The following is an 18,893-nucleotide window of genomic DNA, read 5'->3' as shown; positions in this document are numbered from 1 at the left end:
AAAATTTTGGTTAATTAACCTTATCTTTTGAATAGAAATAGTAAACAGATTCTAAATGCGATACATACATTTGGTCATTAGTATTAACTAATAAATCAAGTTTAAAAACAGAATTACGCTTTTTGAGATATTCTTTTACTTGTTCAAACTCAAATTTAGTATAAAAAACATTCTTGTTTTTCTCTGTCTTGTAGGGATTTAAAACGCTTAAAAAACTACTTCCATCCTCACCATGAAATATGAGGAAGTACTTAGTTGATTTATTGGTATGCTTTAGATTAGCAAGATTCAATACAATCTCATGAAAATTATCCAAATTAAAAGCTTCCTCCAAAATCGGTCTTGAGACCGTATCTTCCTTAAATCTAGCCCCTTCTGTTAACAAATTAACTTTTGACTTCGTCATATTTCCGTTATTAACAAAGTCGTTATCTAATAACAGCCATTTTCCACAAATCTTTATTGCATTATCCTCTAGTCTGAAAATAGAAATCTTAACATCTAAATTTCGCAAATATTCCTTTGGCAATAAGAAATCAAAACCAACGGTTTGGGCTTTAGCTACCTGAAAAAAACTGAGGTGAGAATTTAATGCTGGAATTAGGAAATAAGATTTATTCCCTTTGGATTCAATAACAATTCCCAATTTCAGGCTTTTGGCTTGAAAAACTCCACTATAAATACCCTTTATTCTAATATAAGGATTCTCCTTTATTGCTAAACCTTCAATTTTCTTTATTTCAAATCCAAATCCATCTGAAACCATACGTATTTCCCTATTGGTCGGATCAAAAACTTGAGAAACTACACTTTCTTTGATTTTATTTAAATCAAAATATCCCTTTTCCACTAAATTTTCAATCCTATGATTTGAAACCAAAGGAATATTATAAATGGTTTTTCTAGCTTTGTATAAATCTAATGTATTTCCCAAATACATCATTTCATCATTCCGAGTTAATACTTCATCATATTTGAGTGTTTCTATCCAAGTTCTGTAATTTTTTATTTGGTAGGCAAAACCTACCAAGATAATAGATGAAAAAAATAAGGAAACTTTTGTAAAACTATTTTCGAGTTTCCAGGGCCTCAAAAACTCCTTAAAAAAAAGTAGATAAAGCAGGACAAAAATCATAATACTGTTTATCAAATAAGCCCCTCTTTGCAAAAATTCAGTACCATATTCGTTTCTTTTTATGGATATTATCAAAAAAGTTAACAAATAGAAAACAATCATTAAAGTTAGGCTTAATTCCTTTTTATATACTTTTCTAAAAATCACAAAATATACGATTAGGGCAAGAGCCACAATACCAAGAACCATGTTTGTTTTCAAAGAGCCAAAACCGCCAATTCCACCAATATAAATTGGATAAACTTTAAATAAATAAGGAATTATTTCTAACTTCAGTACACTTTTACCGCTTTCATAATCGTGAAAATAAATATAAGAAATCAACAGTGAAAATAAGGTCCAGATTAACAACCTCTTGAATTCTTTTTGGAAAGCCAAACCTATAAAAACTATGGGCATTAACAATATTCCGTTCCCATTGGAAAATACACCAAAGAACAAAAACAAAAGCGGCAAAAAAATAAATTTCTTACTTATGGCTGTGTAAATAGTTGCAACCGTAAAAAATATCATTGGAAAATGACTAAGAGATTCCATAGCCAAATAATAAATTTCGGCATAGGCAAAACTTAGCATCAAAATTGGAATAGGCAGAAAAAAATAGAACCGTTTAACACTAAACTCTGACTCTAGGTACAAGAAGACCATAGAGAAAACATAAAAAACGAGACCTATAATTCTAAAAACGGCAAGATCAATCTTTCCAAAAAAATAAAAATACGTAAGGTTAATTATTCTTAGCGTAGCTATGCGGTGTTCATTATGTTGCGAGAATACCAAGCCTATTCTTTCCCAAAAACCATTAAGTGCAAAAAACTTATTATTGAAGTCAAAGAAGGCCTCGTAGTCGTCAGCTATAGGAAAGTTCTGAAAATTAAGCGAGACATCATAACAATATGCTGCCAAAAAAATCAGAAAAATAAATACTGAAAGTATATTTAATATCCTCATCAACAATAATTTTAAAGATTCAGGACACTAAAACCTTGAAGTGAAAAAATTCCAATGTAATGAAATATGTGTAAGGCAACACCAAAAAATTACCAAAGTAAGCCTTATTTCACTTAAGTGTTCTAAAGTGAGCATCCAAAATCCACATAATTGTGTTGGCATCTGTATCACCTTCAATAACAATATCTGCTTGTTTGTATATGTCTATTCGAGACTCGTAAGTTTTCAACAAAGTATCAATGAGTGAATCGCTTTCTAAGCTAAACATTGGTCTGTTGTTTTTCTTAGAGTTTCGCATTCTTTCTTCTAATTTGTAGGGCTTTACGTCTAGAAACACGCTTATTCCACCTCCTTTTATGATGGCCATGTTATTGTTAAAGCAAGGTGTACCTCCGCCTGTAGCCACTACTAATTTAGTGTCTGGTTCGATTTTTTTGAGTTGATCTGTTTCCAGTTTTCTGAAATACTCCTCACCTTCTAAATTAAAAATCTCATTAATTTTCTTTCCTTCGGAGATTTCAATTTTTTTATCTAAATCAATAAAATCATAATTTAATTCTTTTGCTAATTGTCTTCCAAGGGTACTTTTTCCTGAGGATGGCATCCCCAACATAAAAATATTTGTCGTCATTCTTAAAACTTAGTACTAATTATCAATTCATTTACTTGATCGGCGGTAGGAATATTGTTATAACTCCATTTCTTTACCACAACGCCGTCATTTAATAATACAAAAACTGGATTATTTCTTGCCATGGTTTTCAAGACTTTTTCATCGCAAGTATAATAATCAAAAGATATTCCTTTTTCTTTCTTCAAACCTAAATATTCCTCCGTCGGTATTGAGGTGATTATCATTGGTTTAATTTTCCTTCTGGCTAATTTATTCGCCAATTTGTTTATTGGGACAAAGTCTAAATCCTCAAGTCCCTCTTTCTTTTTCAAAACAATAAAAAACACTTTTCCTTCAAAAGTTTGCTGTGTAAAATCATTCCCCGAACTATCAGCAATACTATAATCCGTAATTTTTGCTTTCAATAGGTCTTCATTCAAAACAACCGATGAAACATATTTGTATCTATTGGTATCTGCCAAATATTCTTTACTGTCAATCTCCTTATTCTCTTTTTTATCAAGAAAAACATACTTCAAATCGGGTTTTATGTCTGGTCTCTCCATTTGTTTAGGAATACTTTTACCAGTTGCATAAGGCAAAAAATCAAGAATAGGCAGATATCTGATAGCATAAACTCCAATACCTATAGAAATAATAGTCGCAATCAGAACCATTGGAGTACCAAATTCAGATTTTCCAAATTTGTTACGATGAGAAAAGATAATCAAAATGAAAACCATACTGATGATATCTTTTGTAAAAGAATCCCAAGGTTTTAATTTCAGAAAGTCACCAAAACAACCGCAGTCTGTCACTTTGTTAAAATATGCCGAATAGAAAGTCAAAAAGGTAAAAAAGACCATGAGCCCTAGTACCATCCAGGAGGTCAATTTCATTCGAAAGCTAAAAAGCAAAGCAACTCCCAATACCAATTCTAAGCAACAAAAAACCAAAGACAAGCCTAATGCATTGTGTGCCAAACCATTAAAAAAAGAAGCAAACATGGGTAGATCTCCACCAAAAACTTCAAAATACTCTTGAAGCTTCAAACCTGTCCCATAGGGATCTACTACTTTTACAAAACCAGAAAATATAAATTCTAAGCCAACAAGAATTCTTGATAAATTTGCTAATAACTTCATTTTTACTGCTGAATTTGTTGTAATTGTACGTATTTTAACTTGATAAGGCAAAATACTGAATAATTTATTATGTCTTGATAGCCAGCCTTAATACCTTCCGAAATTATGGTTTTCCCATTATTATCTTCAATTTGCTTTATCCTAAGCAATTTCATTAGTATAATATCTGTCATGGAACTGACCCGCATTTCTCTCCAAGCTTCACCATAATCATGATTTTTGTTAAATAGGAGTTCTCTAACTTCAGAAATTTGCACATTATAAGCAAGTTGCAAATCGCTTAAATCATCACTGGTATTGTCTTCTGATATAAGTATCAGAGCCATCACACAATAATTGATGATTCCAATAAACTCAGGTATTTGCCCCTCCTCCACTCTCGAGAAACCATTCTCTTGAATGGTACGGATTCTTTGGGCTTTAATAAAAATTTGGTCTGTAATAGACGGCAATCTCAAAATTTTCCAAGAAGTACCATAGTCAGAATTCTTCTTCGAGAAAATCTCAAAACAGTTACTTATTATTTCTGAATATTCAATTTCTGTGTTAGACATTGATATTTTCCAATATTTTTAGTTTTTTTTGCAAACTATGAAAAACACGATAAATGTAGGAGGCGAATTACTGGGTTTTCAAAAACCAATAATCATGGGAATAATGAATATTACCCCTGATTCCTTCCACAAAGATAGTAGATTTAATCCTTTTGATGAAGATTTTTTGAAAAAAGCTAATGAAATGATTGAGAATGGAGCTTCAATTATTGATATTGGCGGATACTCCACCAGACCTGGAGCAAAAAATATTTCTGAAAATGAAGAAATTGACCGCGTTTTACCGGCCATAGAATCGCTTTTGAAAAATTTCAAAAATCTCACCATTTCTATAGATACCTTCAGGAAAAATGTAGCCGAAAATGCAGTGCAAGCTGGAGCAAAAATTGTCAATGATATTTCTGGTGGAGACCTAGACAGTCATATGTTTCCTTATATTATCAAGACCAATCTACCCTACATCTTAATGCATACAAGAGGAACTCCAGAAAATATGCAAAATCAAACAACCTACAAAGATTTACACACAGATATCCTATTTGAATGCTATTCTAAAGCAAATTATTTAAGAAAAAATGGCGTTAAGGATATAATAATTGACCCTGGCTTTGGGTTTGCCAAAGACCTCATTCAGAACTATGATCTTTTGAAGAATCTTTCCATTTTTCAAAATGAAAATTACCCCATACTTGTCGGACTTTCGAGAAAATCAATGGTATACAAATATCTACAAATTGACGTAAATGAATCGTTAGAAGCCACTGCACAACTCCATATTTATGCCTTAGCAGCCGGTGCCTCAATTATTCGGGTGCATGACCCAAAATCGGCAAAAAACACAATAGAGTTATATGAAATGTTAAAAAAGTCATAAATTAAAAACCGTAAAATAATTTTCTAGAGAATATTTTTGGTCGTAAATTGAAAATACTCGAATCATTATTATATTTACGATAATTAAATCTTAACGTACATAAATATTTGAATCATGAGAAACATCTTCCTTTTATTTTCATTGATATTTTCAGGATTTGCAGTCTTTGCTCAACCCTTAGTGGCTCCGACACTGACAGATTTCCCTTCCTCAATCACCACGAGCTCGTTTCTCATCGGAATTACCGATACAAATCCCACTGAAATTGCATTGGAAGTAGAAATTGAAGGCGGTGGCATGACAAGACTAACCATTCTTGCTCCAGGCACATACCAACAACACAGCGTGGTTGGTCTTCTTCCAAAGACTTTTTATAGAGTAAGAGCTAGAGCATTGAATTGTGCAACCTCTGTAGCATGCGGAGATATCGGACCATGGTCACTACCATTTTACATCACCACCAAAGTAGCTGCACCTGTTGCCCCAATTGTAAAATTAGACAACAACTGTGCTCGATTTGTTTCGATATCTTGGGAAATACCAGCAAGAGCAGAAGATATTACAAATTTTGTAATTCATAGGGCTTTCGACGGTGTAACTTTTCATAACATTGGGACACTTCCTGGATACCAAAGGAATCTTTTCGATTTAGGAATTGCACCAGGCGTTCCAGCAACGTATATCGTTTTTGCTGAAAACAGCACCGGTATTACTTCTTCTAACAGAATAACTGTACCTGTAAAAGCTTTTGTAGCCCCTTTGCCTCCGATAAATGTAAAGTCAAGTACTGTTAACAAAACAGATACGCAGTTGAATATTACATGGGAAAACCCTCCTCAAGATTTTGATTGTGGAACCAATATCAGAAGTTCATATTATGTTATGATTAAAAGAGAAGGAGATGCCGATTATAAACTTTATGAAATCATCTATCCAACGGCAAGCGGAATCATTATTAAAGGCCTAAAGCCAAATGAAAGAGTAGAATATGATATCTTTTCTTTAAGTGATAAAGGAATATTTTCTGAACACAGAAGAGGTGTTGACAATACTTTCGGCCCTGCGAGCAAACCAACCAATCTTATCGGTGTAGCATTTAAGGATGCTGTGAATAACTCTTCAATAGGTTTGAGTTGGGATCATGCACCACAAGATGAAGATTATTTTATAATAGAAGCAAGCAAAGATGGCATCAACTTTAATGTTTTAGGAAAAATAAAAGATGGTAACAATACTTTCAAACACGAGCCTATCGAAGAAGGTGTTGATTATATCTATAGAGTTAAAGCTGGCAATTATAGATACGGAGAGTCTGATTATGTAATAACTCAACCTATAAAATTTGCATATTCAGCTAAACCTAATGCACCTTATGGCCTCAAAGCCGTGGCTTCTGGAAGTAAAGTTGACCTTAAATGGTATGACGATTCCAACAAAGAAGAAAATTATATAATCGAAAGGTCTGTAGATAACAAAACCTCCTTTGTAGAATTAAAAAAACTTGACAGAAACGCTACCTCATATACAGACAATACTGTAACCAGTGGTAAAACATATTTCTATCAAGTAAAAGCCGCCAACACCTTAGGTAGTTCTTCAGCTTCAAATATTGTTGAAGTGAAAATAACCGCTGGTACTGGAGTTTTATCTAACTCAGAAGTAAGTATTTTCCCAAATCCAACATTAAATTTCATTACAGTTAATCTTCCGACTGATTTAAGTTTCGAAACACTTAATATTTCTATCTTAGACCAAAGCAACTTGGAGGTTTATAACAAAAACTATAATAGTAAAGTTGTGAAAATTAATTTAGAAGAACTTAAAAGTGGCGTTTATACATTGTTGATCAAAACTGAAAGTGAATCATCATCAAGAAAAATAGTTAAATATTAAAATTTAGATTTGAATATTTTAGAGAGTGACCCAAGGTCACTCTCTTTTTTTTGTTTTATATTTTCAGGCGTTGAAAAGGACTTTTAAATATCAAAAAAGACACATTTTTTTTAAAATATTACTATTTTTGCATAATTTTACTCTATTACAAAATGCAATTCCTTAATTAATAAAGAAAATGAAAAAATTTCTAATTCTTTTTACGTGTTTTTTAGCTTATCTAAACTCCTTCGGACAACTTCCACCAGCACCACCTTCCGCCTTAGCTGGTTCTCAAGTAGCTTTGACGAATTCAATAAACTTGACTTGGACTGCACCTATTGGGGCATTCGATGGTTACAAGGTCTACTTTTCTAGTCCAAGTGATCCGTTGGATTCAGCGAAAATTGCTTCATCAGCTACTAGTTTAAATATTTCAGGTTTGATATTAAATCAAATTTATACTGTTTACATGAAGAGCTATAAATTGAAGGCTCCCTCAGATACTTTACGATCTATAGCAACTTCAAGTGTAAATATCTTGGTAATTGGGTTGGTGGCTCCAAGCCCTTCTGTAGATCTCAATTTAGTTACACACAATACTATTGGCTTAAGAATAGACGATACCAACCCATATGAATCAGGCTTCGACATTGAGCTAAATGAAAATGGCAATACAACCATTTTGACTGAAAATGCTGGTACATCCATATATAGACCACTTACTGGCCTAAAAGCGAAAACGAGTTATTCGATCAGAGTACGTGCAAAGGGTAATTCAACTCCTGGTCCATGGTCAAGCCTAATATTTGTTTCTACAAAAATTGGGTTTCCACCTGCTCCAGTACTTACTTCAGATTTAAATTGTCCTACTTTGATTCATTTAAAATGGACGATACCATCTAATTCAGAGGATATACAAGAATATATCCTAAAAAAATCATACGACAACTCAACGTTCTTTGATTTGGATAAACCTGCACTTGCAGCGACTGATTATTATGACCAAACTGCAACCCCTGGACAAACTCAATACTATGCGTTATTTACTAGAAACTCAACAGGCTCAACGCCTTCAAATAGTGTTGCAGTAACAGCACAAGCTTACGTAAATCCAAATCCACCTACTAATCCAATATCTGACCAATCTAATAAATCAAATAGTCATCTCACAATCAGATGGACAAATGGATCGGAAGACTTAAATTGCAGAACCAACATAAGAACCAATACCTACGTTTTGATAAAGATAAATAATGTGGGTAATTATGTGGAGTATGCAAATCTTCCTGCTTTTGCAAGTTCAGTGAAAATCTCGAATTTAAAGCCAAAAGATATCGTTGACGTTACTATTTTTTCAGTAAGCGACAAAGGTAAATTTTCAACCTCTGTATTTATAAGAGATACCACTGCTGGACCTCCATATCCACCAAGCAATCCTATTGCGGTTTTGTATTACGATGCTTTAGGCAATCCTGCTTTTGACATAAGCTGGAAAGACAACTCAAAAGATGAAGACTATTTCATCGTTGAAAGAAGTATTGATAATAAAAATTTCGTTGAATTGGGAAAAATAAAAATGGACATTGTTTCATTTAAAGATTTGACACCCGAAGAAGCCACTATATATTACTACAGAGTTAAAGCCGGTAGCAACACCGAAGGAGAATCTGCCTATTCGCCAGTGATTGGACCATTCATTATCAATCCAAGTAAAGCTCCAAATGCAGCTTATGGACTTAAAGCAAAAGTAAACTCAGGTAAAGTAAATTTAACTTGGTATGATGACTCGAAAAGAGAAGAGAATTACATCGTTGAAAAATCATTGGATGCCGGTGTAAGTTATAACTTGGTAGCAACACTGGGAAAAAATGTAACTAATTATACGGACGAAAACGTTTCAGCAGGCAAAACTTACCTCTACAGAGTTATTGCAAAAAATGCAATTGGTTCGTCTCCAAATTCAAATATTGCGAGCGTAACAATGACCGGTGTTGGTGCAGTTCCTAGTTTAGTAAGTCTTAGTATATTCCCTAACCCAGCGTTTGAGGTTATCAGTATAAAGGCAGAGGAACTAAAATTTGAGTCAACTTACACACTCAAAGTATTTGATAGAAACAACAGACTGGCACTTAATAAATCAATTAAGTTGAATAGCAACGAAACTTTGGAGATACCGATTAATAACCTTGGTCAAGGCCTCTACAATGTGGTATTGAGCAATGGAGAAACCAGTATTACAAAAAAAATATTCAAATATTAATAAATAAATTTTTCGTATTATGTCTTCTTTTCTTTCAGAAACTATTGAATAATAGTACAATACAAAGAAGACATTTTAAGATTTCAATAATTTAGAATAAGTGTAATTAAACTTCGATTAAATGGTAATCGAAGTTTTTTTTTTGTTAAAAAATTATTATGTTTGCATAACAAATTTTTTTTATAACCTAAACTTAACAATGCATGAGAAAGAATTTACTTCTTGCCCTTGTGCTATTTTGCTCATCAATTGCGGCATTTGCCCAGGGTAAAATAAGCGGAAAGGTAACTTCAGCAGACGACGGATCAGGTATCCCTGGGGTGACTGTTCAAATCAAAGGTACCTCAAAAGGTACACAAACTGACCTAAATGGTGGCTATGAAATCGAGGCAGCCGCCGGTCAAACGCTCGTTTACAGCTTTGTAGGTATGTTGTCACAGGAAGTGGCGATAGGCACAAAGTCTATTATCAATGTTGTTCTTGCTAGCGATGCAAAAGCTCTATCAGAAGTGGTAGTAACAGCTCAAGGTATCGTAAGAGAGAAAAAAGCAATCGGTTATGCAGTTACTACGGTAGCCAGTGACCTAATCAACAATCGTCCTGAGGCTGACGTTAGCCGTATCCTTCAAGGAAAAGCTCCAGGAGTAAACATCACTTCTACGGGAGGTATGTCGGGTTCAGGAACTAACATTACTATCAGAGGTTATTCTTCTGCAACTGGTTCAAACCAGCCTTTGTTCGTTGTTGACGGTGTTCCTTTTAACTCAGGAACTAACTCACAAGCAGGATTTACTACTGGAGGTCAAACCACTTCTAGCCGTATGTTGGACATTGACCCTAACAACATCGAAAGTGTTTCGGTATTGAAAGGTCTTTCTGCAACTGTATTGTATGGTGACCAAGGACGTAACGGTGTTATTTTGATTACTACCAAATCTGGTGGTGGCAAAAGAAAAAATGCTGAAGTAAGCTTGAACCAATCGTATTTCCAAAATACCATTGCTTCCTTACCAGACTATCAAAACAATTATGGTGGTGGATTCCAACAATTAACTCCTCCATCGTGGTTCTTCTCAAACTGGGGTGCGAATTTTGCTGATCAACCTACTACAAAACATCCTATTGGTTTGTCAGGTGTTGCGAAAATCAGAAATGCCTTCCCTGAGTATGCAGTAGATCCTACAAAACCATGGGGTAATGGTGCTGCTGACGTTTTGAACAACGTTGTGGATATTCCAAACATCGCTCAGGACAATATAGGAAAGTCATTCTTCAGAAAAGGTAACGTATTCAATACTTCTGTAGCTATCTCAGGTTCTTCTGACAAGTCTGGTTACAATGCAAGTGTGGGTTATCAAAATGAAGAAGGTTTTACACCAGGTAACACTTTGAAAAAATTAAACTTAGCATTAGGTTTGAATTCTCAAATTACCAAGAAACTTTCTGTACGTTCTTCATTTACTTATGCCAATACAGACATGGCTTCTCCTCCTTTAAACGCTGGATATGGTTCTGGTCCAGATGGTGGTATTCAGTCTATTTTTGCTAACGTAATGTACACGCCTCGTAATGTGGACTTAGCTGGATGGCCTTATGAAAACCCTGTAGATAGAAGCTCAGTTTATTACAGAGGCGGTAATGATATCACTAACCCACTTTGGTTAGCAAAATACCATACTGATAAAAGTTTTGTAGATAGATTCTTTACTTCTAGTTCATTGAACTATGATTTCAATAATGATTTCTCAATGACTTATCGTTTAGGTTTTGACACTTATACTGAGACGCAAGAGAGACAGTATAACAAAGGAGCAACCGGTGGAAACGTAAACATCATTAACGGATTTTACCAAAGTGTTGCTATCAAAAATTCAATTTGGAACCATGATTTAATCTTGAATTACAACAAACAATTGACAGACAAAATAAACTTGACTGCTTTGCTTGGTGCTAATAATAGATTTGACCAATACAGCCAATTTGGTATGGCTAGTACTGGCCAATTAACATTTGGTTTGTTCAACCACTCTAACTTTACTGCTACTTCAAACAGATCTCTTGATGGAGGTGGATTGAACTACATAGAGCAAGAAAGAAGAATTGGCGTTTACTCAAACGTGGTATTGGATTACAGTGACTACTTATTCTTGAACCTATCAGCAAGAAACGACTGGACTTCAACTGTAGAATCAGAAAATAGAAGAATTTTATATCCAGGTGCCAGTGTTTCTTTTGTTCCTACTTCAGCATTTGATATGAGTTCTAAAATATTGAATGACTTGAAAATAAGAGCAAGTTATGGTACTTCAGCGGGTTTCCCATCGCCTTATAACACAAGAAATACACTTGCACAAAATGCAAGAGGATGGTCAAATGCATCAGGTGCACTTACTTCTACTCAATCTATTTCAAATGCTTTGGGTAATCCAAACTTGAAACCTGAATTGCACAAAGAATTGGAATTTGGAGTTGAATCGGTAATGTTCAGCAATAGATTGAAATTTGACGTATCAGTTTATGAGAAAAACACGCAAGATTTGATTACCAATGCACCTATTGACCCATCAACAGGTTATACTTCTACATTTATCAACATTGGTAAAATCAGAACAAGAGGAGCTGAAATTGCTGCCACTGTAACGCCTGTTAAAACCGCTTCAGGTCTTACTTGGGATATAACAGCTAACTACGGAAAGTATGCTACTACAGTGATGGAACTTGGTGGTGGATTAGAGCAAGTAGTAATCGCTGGATTTACCAATTTGGGTAACTTTGCGATACCTGGTGAGCCTTTTAACTTAATTAAAGGTTTAGGTATTGCTAGAAATGCAAACGGCGAGAAAATTGTGTTGCCAAACGGTCAATACAAAGCTACTGCTGACCTTGCTACTTTGGGTGATCCAAACCCTGCTTTTACATCTTCATTGATCAACAACTTGAGCTACAAAGGTTTTAACCTTTCATTCATGTTTGAGTATCGTCACAAAGGTGTTATATTATCTAATACAGTTAAAGGTGTATTGGCTAGAGGTCTTTCTAAAGATACTGACCAATTGGATAGAGATTTAACTTTGATTCTTCCTGGTGTTCAAGAAGATGGTAGCAAAAATACAGTTCAAGTAACTGCTGCAAACTACTTCTTTGATAACTACTTCTTTACTGACGAAGCAGTAACTTTTGACGGCAGTACAGCTAGATTAAGAGAAGCTTCTTTGAGCTATTCAATACCTACTAAAGTTATTGGAAAGACTCCATTCAAAAAAGCGTCAATCACCTTTACAGGATCAAACCTTTGGTTCAGAGCATTGAACATGCCTAAATATGTAAACTTTGACACAGATGTATTGAGCTTAGGAGTTGGTAACGGACTTGGATTTGACTATTTGACTGGACCAAGTGCTAGAAGATTAGGTGGTACTTTGAGCTTAACATTCTAATTATTTTAAAGAAGATTAATGATGAAAAGAAAAATAAATACTTTACTATTGGCACTTGGAGTGTTTTTAGTAAGTTCTTGCGAATTGGATTATCTTGAGAACCCCAATGCCGTAACAGAAAGCAGCACAGATGCAGACTTTCTATTGAACAATATACAGTTGAACTTTAGAAATATTTTTAGAGGTGTGAGCGATAGCGGTCAAAGATTGACCAGAATGATTAACCAGGGAGCAAACACTTATGAAACTGCTTATACACCTACCAGCTATGATGGTTTGTGGAGTAACAGTTATGCAGGAATCTTGGCTGACATCAAAGTTTTGAAAAAAATTGCAGCTGAGAAGAATTTCAAGAGACATGCAGGTATTGCAAAAACGCTTGAAGCATTCACTTTAATGACTTTGGTAGATGCATTTGGTAGTGTTCCTTATTCTGAGGCACTAGACGCAAGTAATTTCAATCCTAAGGCTGATGATGGTGCTGCTGTTTATGCAGCTGCTTTAGAATTGTTGAAGTCTGCTAAGACTGACTTTTCTGGAACTGCTACAGGTACACCTAATGATTATTACTATGCCAATAATTACACCAGATGGACTAAATTGGTGAACACATTGATGTTGAAATACCATTTGAACAGACGTTTGATTGACAAAGCTGGTTCCACAGCTGCTATTGCTGCTCTTATTACTGAGAACAATATGCTAGGCGTTGGTGATGAGTTTACATTCAAATATGGTATTTCAGGAAACGACCCTGATAGCCGTCATCCTGATTTTGCTGGACAAGCACAAGCTGGTGGTGGTGACTACCAGTCAACGTATTTCATGTGGCACCTGACAGAGGCAAAAGGTTTTGATGATCCTCGTGCTAAATATTATTTCTATCGTCAAGTAGGTGCTAACACTACATCACCATCTGAGATGGAATGTATCACGCAGTTTAAGCCTTCTCATTACCCTGAAGATATGGTTTTCTGTTTACCTGGAGAAAGAGGATTCTGGGGTAGAGACCATTTGGACAACGACGGTATTCCACCAGACGGTTTGAAGAGAACGCTTTATGGTGTTTATCCAGCTGGTTATAGATTTGATAACAATACCCCTGCTGCTGCTGGTTCTGCTGATGTGGCAACTAGCGGTGCTGGTATATTGCCTATCTTGTTGCCATCATTTGTAGATTTCATGTTAGCGGAGTCTGCTCTTACATTGGGTACTGCTGGAGATGCTAAAGCTCTTATCGCTTCTGGTATTACAAAAAGCATGAACTTTGTAAGAACTTGGTCTTTGACAACCAACCAAGCCCCTAAAATTACAGCATTTGAATCAACTACTACATTTGATGCCAATAGAACCAAATATTTGGCTGCAATTGCGACTGAATATGATGCAGCTACCACTGCAACAGCTAAAATGAAAGTTTTGGGTAGAGAATATTGGATTTCTCTTTATGGAAATGGTGTTGAGGCTTACAATCTTTACAGAAGAACAGGTCAACCAAGCGGAATGCAGCCAGGTTTACAACCAGCGGTTGGTAACTTCCCTAGATCGTTTATTTATCCTTCTGTATATGTAAACACCAACTCAAATGCGAAGCAAAAAGCCGATTTTAAAGTAAAAGTATTCTGGGATAACAATGCTGACGGCTTTATTAACTAATTCTAAATTGAGAATAAAATGAAAAAAATAAAATTAATATACACAATGATGGTAGCTATTTTCATAGCGACATCATGTACAGATTTTGTTGAGCCTGCAATTCCTTACAATGGTTTTGAGACGGGTACATATCTGAAAACTATCAAAACGCCTGCAGCAATCAACTTCTTTGATTTAGACAATTCTCCATTTAACATTCTTTTAGAGTGTCATGCGGCAGATAAAATCAATAACGTTAAGAATGTTGATGTATATGTGAACCACAGAAGAGGCAATACAGTAACCAAAGAAGTGTTGTTAGGAAATGTAGATGGTTCTACTTTTACAACTACTGCAGACTCTAAATGGCCAAGAAGTACAGTAAACTTTCCTATGGCTACCGTATTGTCTAAGTTAGGTTTTTCAAAAACCAATCTTAGAGGTGGAGACTTCATAGAGTATCGTTTGGTTTTGACTACTTTGGATGGGAAAACATTCTCAAACAATAACATGAGTCCTACCCTAACTGAGCAATATTACACCTCTCCATTTTTCTATAGAGTAGCTGTAGTATGTCCTTCTGCTTTGGCTGGAACTTATGATTATACGACTACCAACATCACTGGATCAGTAGCTGATGGAGCTAATCCTGCTGCTTGTGGAACTGGTGTATCGGGTAAAGTTACACTTACTGCAACTACAACTGCTGGTGAATATACAGTTTCTGATGGTACATTTGGACAATACGCATGTGCTTGGAATGACAATCCAGCTACAGGTTCTATCAGATTTACTGATGCTTGTGGTAAAATTGGAATGAAAGGTACTGACCAATATGGTTTGGCTTACAGCCTTAGCTATATCAGTAATACTGCAACTGAGTTGAAGTTTAAATGGCAAAACAACTTTGGAGATTCAGGTATCACTACCTTGAAAAGATCTTCAGGTTCATGGCCAACTGGTTTGAACTAATATTAATTTAGTTTGATATTAAAAAAGCAAGACTTCGGTCTTGCTTTTTTGTTTTATGGTTAGTCATTTATTTAAAATCCTATTTGACAAATCTAACTATTTTTCAATTCGATGAATCCAACCATTAACTAATTTTGTGTAATTTGAAAAATCGCTCTTCGCGGTTCTCTATGTATTCTGTAATTAAAAGCGTAATTTTGCATTTTTATAATTACCAGAGAAAAACTTCATGTTAACGATTAATAATCTTTCTTTCTACTTCGGCGGTAGAGCCATTTTTGAGGATGCCAACTTACAGATTAAACCCAAAGATAAAATTGGACTCATTGGCTTAAATGGTAAAGGAAAGTCAACTCTGCTAAAAATAATTGTGGGAGAATATCAACCCGACGCTGGAAATATTTCAAAATCTGGAGATTGTACCATCGGGTTTCTAAACCAAGACCTACTCTCCTATCAAACCGACGACAGCATTTTGAATGTCGCCATGCAGGGCTTTGAACGCCAACTAGAACTGCATCATCAAATAGAAGAGGTGCTTCATCAAATGGAAACCGACTACAAAGATGAACTCGTTGAAAAACTGGGTGAATTACAGCATGAGTTTGACATTCTAGATGGATATTCAATCGAATCGAAAGCAGAAGAAATTCTTGAAGGTTTAGGATTTAAAACTTGGGAACTTCACAAACCACTGAGACAGTTTTCGGGAGGATGGAGAATGAGAGTAATGTTGGCAAAACTACTTTTAGCCAAACCTGCAATTTTACTACTCGATGAACCCACCAACCACCTTGACTTACCCTCTATTCAATGGGTGGAGAAATATATTGCCAACTATGAAAATGCGGTTGTGGTGGTTTCGCACGATAGGCAATTTCTTGATAATGTGTGTAATACTACTGTAGAAGTAGCCAACACAAAACTTAACTATTACCCAGGCAACTATTCGTTTTTCGTAGAAGAAAAAGCACTGAGGAACGAGATTCAGAAAGGAGCATACGAAAACCAACAAGCTCAAATTCGTCAAACTGAAAGGTTTATTGAGCGTTTTAAAGCCAAAGCTACAAAAGCACGCCAAGTACAATCAAGAGTGAAAGCCTTGAACAGAATGGATGTAATAGATGATGTTATAGACGATGCGGCCAAAGTTCACTTCAAGTTCAGGTTTGGCACACAACCCGGCCGCCATGTTATGGCTTTGGAAAATATCACCAAAGAATACCCAAACAATCCTATTTTAAAAAACACCACTGCAACCATTGAAAGAGGAGATAAAATCGTTTTGATTGGTGCAAACGGAAAAGGCAAATCTACTTTATTGAGGATTATAGCTGGTACAGAGGAAGCCAAAGGCGAGCGTAAATTGGGACATAATGTAAACTTCTCTTTCTATGCCCAGCATCAATTGGAATCCTTGCATTTAGAAGAAACCTTATTGGAAGAACTTAAATATGCCGACGCTTCCAAGTCAGAAACAGAATTAAGATCCGTGTTGGGTTGCTTTCTTTTTGGGGGAGAAGATGTTTTCAAAAAAATAAAAGTATTATCTGGCGGCGAGAAATCTAGAGTGGCTTTGGCCAAGATATTGATTTCAGAAGCCAACTTTTTGCTACTCGATGAGCCTACCAATCACTTAGACATGCAGTCAGTGAATATATTGGTACAGGCATTGGATCAATATGAAGGCACTTATGTAGTGGTATCCCACGACAGACACTTTATTAGCCGAGTATCCAACAAAGTTTGGTACATAGAAGACCAAGAGATAAAACAATTTCCTGGTGGATATGATGAATTTGTGATATGGATGGAAGATAATGGCAAAACTTTAGACGAACCCATCAAAAAAGCCGTTAAAGAACCAGAGGAAAAAGTTCAAAAAGCACCTGAACCTAAACCTGCAAAAAAGGAAAACAAAAAACTGGAAAGAGAAATAGGCGAGTTGGAAGAAAAAATAATGGCCACCGAGGAAAAAATTGGTTTGACGGAAAATCATCTGGCTGACCCTGAAGTTTTTTCTAATCCGGATTCCCTTAAAAAAGCCAACGCAGAATATGCAAGCCTAAAAAAAGAATTGATTGCTTTTAATGAACTTTGGGAAGAAAAAATGATGCAGCTAGAATCATAAAATGAAAAAAAAGCATTTTCTTTTTCTACTTTTTTTGTGTTTTTCATTTTTAAGGAATGAAGCCAAAGAACTTGAAAACTTATATTCAAGGACTTTGGATCCTTTAAATGATTATCTAAAGTCGATTATTTTGTACTCATATACTCCTTCGGATAATTTCAATGAGCGGTATAACAATCCAGCGGTATTAAACAAAAATAGCCCCAACTCTTTTTTAATCCTTGAATTTGATGATTTAAGAGCAAAATACGCTTCTTTCAGTGCCAAAATAATCCATTGTGACTACGATTGGAAAAAGTCAAATTTGGCAGAGATGGAATATCTAGAAGGCTTTAATGAATTCTACATCAACAATTATGACGTTTCTCAAAACACCAAAACGCCTTATTATCACTATAGTTTTAAATTACCCAAAACCAAAATCAGTGGCAATTATATCCTTCAAGTTTTCGAAAATCAGTCCGAAGGAACTCCTGTTTTTGAAAGAAAATTCTGTATTTTTGACCAATCAGTGGGTGTTAATGGCAGCATAATTCCTGCTCAAGACCCGCAATATTGGCGGACCCACCAACAACTAAATATGAATATTGATCTAAGTAATTATAATATTTCATTTCCACAAAAAGAGCTAAAAATTATCATTCGACAAAATCAGCGTGATCAAAAACTTACTGAAATAAAAAATATCAATTTTGTTAATGCTGGCAGAAATACTTATTCTCTAAAATATTTTGATAGTGAAAATCTCTTTAAAGCTGGAAACGAATTTAGACATGTTGACCTTTCTAGTTCATTTAAAAAAGGTCAGAATATTTCTGAAATTAAACTAGGCACACCAGACGATATCACGCTTGTCACTCAACAAAAAAGGTCAAATAAAAATTATTTGAATGCTTATGACAACGACGGAGGATATTTGGTAACGAACTTAGAAAATGGAGAAATTGACCTCAATTCTGATTATGTGGATTTAAAATTTGTTTTGAACCTTCCTTACCAAGAATCACCGAAAAAACCTGTCTTAACGGGTAAACTTACAGATTGGCAATTTGCAGAAATGGATTTTAATCCGAATACACAACTTTATGAAAGGACAATATTGTTGAAACAAGGAATTTATGACTTTGCTTTTGCCAATAAAAACATGGATTCTGGAAGTATTGATGAGGATATATACGAAGGAAACTTTTCGGATACGGGCAATACCTATGAGATTTTCGTTTATCACAGGCCACCTGGCAAAAGATCAGAACTATTGATTGCGTATCAGATACTAAAAAATAACAAATAAGGGCCGAGCTAATCCCGACC

12 protein-coding genes are annotated in these 18,893 nt (G+C 35.1%); 8 read left to right on the top strand and 4 right to left on the bottom strand.

Annotated elements, in window-relative coordinates; all coding sequences use genetic code 11:
- Window positions 1-10: 10 nt before the first annotated feature.
- The 4 genes from EGI24_RS10490 to EGI24_RS10475 all read right to left on the bottom strand — a co-directional run bounded on the left by EGI24_RS10490 (window position 11) and on the right by EGI24_RS10475 (window position 4,398).
- Window positions 11-2,086, bottom strand: a complete 2,076-nt coding sequence (locus tag EGI24_RS10490; protein WP_255048341.1) for a hypothetical protein — start codon at window positions 2,084-2,086, stop codon at window positions 11-13.
- 109 nt (window positions 2,087-2,195) lie between these two features.
- Window positions 2,196-2,717, bottom strand: coding sequence for a shikimate kinase (locus tag EGI24_RS10485; RefSeq protein ID WP_255048340.1), 522 nt, complete (start codon window positions 2,715-2,717; stop codon window positions 2,196-2,198).
- Window positions 2,718-2,719: 2 nt separating this feature from the next.
- Entirely contained in the window at window positions 2,720-3,844 is a 1,125-nt protein-coding gene (locus EGI24_RS10480; RefSeq protein ID WP_255048339.1) for a BT_3928 family protein, read from the bottom strand.
- A 2-nt stretch (window positions 3,845-3,846) separates the two neighbouring features.
- Window positions 3,847-4,398 carry a DUF1599 domain-containing protein gene (locus EGI24_RS10475; RefSeq protein WP_255048338.1) on the bottom strand — a complete coding sequence of 184 codons (552 nt, stop codon included), beginning with the start codon at window positions 4,396-4,398 and terminating at the stop codon, window positions 3,847-3,849.
- Between the two features lie 37 nt (window positions 4,399-4,435).
- Here EGI24_RS10475 and folP point away from each other — a divergent pair, with 37 nt between their 5' ends.
- The 8 genes from folP (at window position 4,436) to EGI24_RS10435 (ending at window position 18,873) form a co-directional block, all read left to right on the top strand.
- Complete coding sequence (gene folP, locus EGI24_RS10470; RefSeq protein WP_255048337.1) at window positions 4,436-5,272, top strand: dihydropteroate synthase; 837 nt, start codon at window positions 4,436-4,438, stop codon at window positions 5,270-5,272.
- 114 nt (window positions 5,273-5,386) lie between these two features.
- A complete protein-coding gene (locus EGI24_RS10465) occupies window positions 5,387-7,165 on the top strand; it encodes a fibronectin type III domain-containing protein (RefSeq protein WP_255048336.1) in 1,779 nt (592 codons plus the stop codon).
- Between the two features lie 178 nt (window positions 7,166-7,343).
- The gene (locus EGI24_RS10460; protein ID WP_255048335.1) at window positions 7,344-9,407 is read left to right on the top strand and encodes a fibronectin type III domain-containing protein; all 2,064 of its coding nucleotides are present in this window, start codon (window positions 7,344-7,346) and stop codon (window positions 9,405-9,407) included.
- Window positions 9,408-9,610: 203 nt separating this feature from the next.
- Entirely contained in the window at window positions 9,611-12,844 is a 3,234-nt protein-coding gene (locus tag EGI24_RS10455) for a SusC/RagA family TonB-linked outer membrane protein (protein ID WP_255048334.1), read from the top strand.
- A gap of 21 nt (window positions 12,845-12,865) precedes the next feature.
- On the top strand, window positions 12,866-14,500 hold the full coding sequence (locus EGI24_RS10450; protein WP_255048333.1) for a SusD/RagB family nutrient-binding outer membrane lipoprotein: 1,635 nt from the start codon (window positions 12,866-12,868) through the stop codon (window positions 14,498-14,500).
- Between the two features lie 18 nt (window positions 14,501-14,518).
- Window positions 14,519-15,451, top strand: a complete 933-nt coding sequence (locus EGI24_RS10445; protein WP_255048332.1) for a hypothetical protein — start codon at window positions 14,519-14,521, stop codon at window positions 15,449-15,451.
- A gap of 229 nt (window positions 15,452-15,680) precedes the next feature.
- A complete protein-coding gene (locus tag EGI24_RS10440) occupies window positions 15,681-17,582 on the top strand; it encodes an ABC-F family ATP-binding cassette domain-containing protein (protein ID WP_255048331.1) in 1,902 nt (633 codons plus the stop codon).
- Window position 17,583: 1 nt separating this feature from the next.
- Entirely contained in the window at window positions 17,584-18,873 is a 1,290-nt protein-coding gene (locus tag EGI24_RS10435; RefSeq protein ID WP_255048330.1) for a type IX secretion system plug protein domain-containing protein, read from the top strand.
- Window positions 18,874-18,893: the final 20 nt, after the last annotated feature.

The organism is Lacihabitans sp. CS3-21 (genome assembly GCF_024343675.1).
Taxonomy (GTDB): domain Bacteria; phylum Bacteroidota; class Bacteroidia; order Cytophagales; family Spirosomataceae; genus Leadbetterella.
Note: the sequence above shows the minus strand (reverse complement) of the source record. Positions and strands in the feature narration are given on the sequence as shown.

Bases quoted from the DNA above. Each gene is read 5' to 3' on its own strand.
- EGI24_RS10490 (WP_255048341.1), bottom strand. From the start codon at position 2,086: ATGAGGATATTAAATATACTTTCAGTATTTATTTTTCTGATTTTTTTG.
- EGI24_RS10485 (WP_255048340.1), bottom strand. From the start codon at position 2,717: ATGACGACAAATATTTTTATGTTGGGGATGCCATCCTCAGGAAAAAGT.
- EGI24_RS10480 (WP_255048339.1), bottom strand. From the start codon at position 3,844: ATGAAGTTATTAGCAAATTTATCAAGAATTCTTGTTGGCTTAGAATTT.
- EGI24_RS10475 (WP_255048338.1), bottom strand. From the start codon at position 4,398: ATGTCTAACACAGAAATTGAATATTCAGAAATAATAAGTAACTGTTTT.
- folP (WP_255048337.1), top strand. From the start codon at position 4,436: ATGAAAAACACGATAAATGTAGGAGGCGAATTACTGGGTTTTCAAAAA.
- EGI24_RS10465 (WP_255048336.1), top strand. From the start codon at position 5,387: ATGAGAAACATCTTCCTTTTATTTTCATTGATATTTTCAGGATTTGCA.
- EGI24_RS10460 (WP_255048335.1), top strand. From the start codon at position 7,344: ATGAAAAAATTTCTAATTCTTTTTACGTGTTTTTTAGCTTATCTAAAC.
- EGI24_RS10455 (WP_255048334.1), top strand. From the start codon at position 9,611: ATGAGAAAGAATTTACTTCTTGCCCTTGTGCTATTTTGCTCATCAATT.
- EGI24_RS10450 (WP_255048333.1), top strand. From the start codon at position 12,866: ATGAAAAGAAAAATAAATACTTTACTATTGGCACTTGGAGTGTTTTTA.
- EGI24_RS10445 (WP_255048332.1), top strand. From the start codon at position 14,519: ATGAAAAAAATAAAATTAATATACACAATGATGGTAGCTATTTTCATA.
- EGI24_RS10440 (WP_255048331.1), top strand. From the start codon at position 15,681: ATGTTAACGATTAATAATCTTTCTTTCTACTTCGGCGGTAGAGCCATT.
- EGI24_RS10435 (WP_255048330.1), top strand. From the start codon at position 17,584: ATGAAAAAAAAGCATTTTCTTTTTCTACTTTTTTTGTGTTTTTCATTT.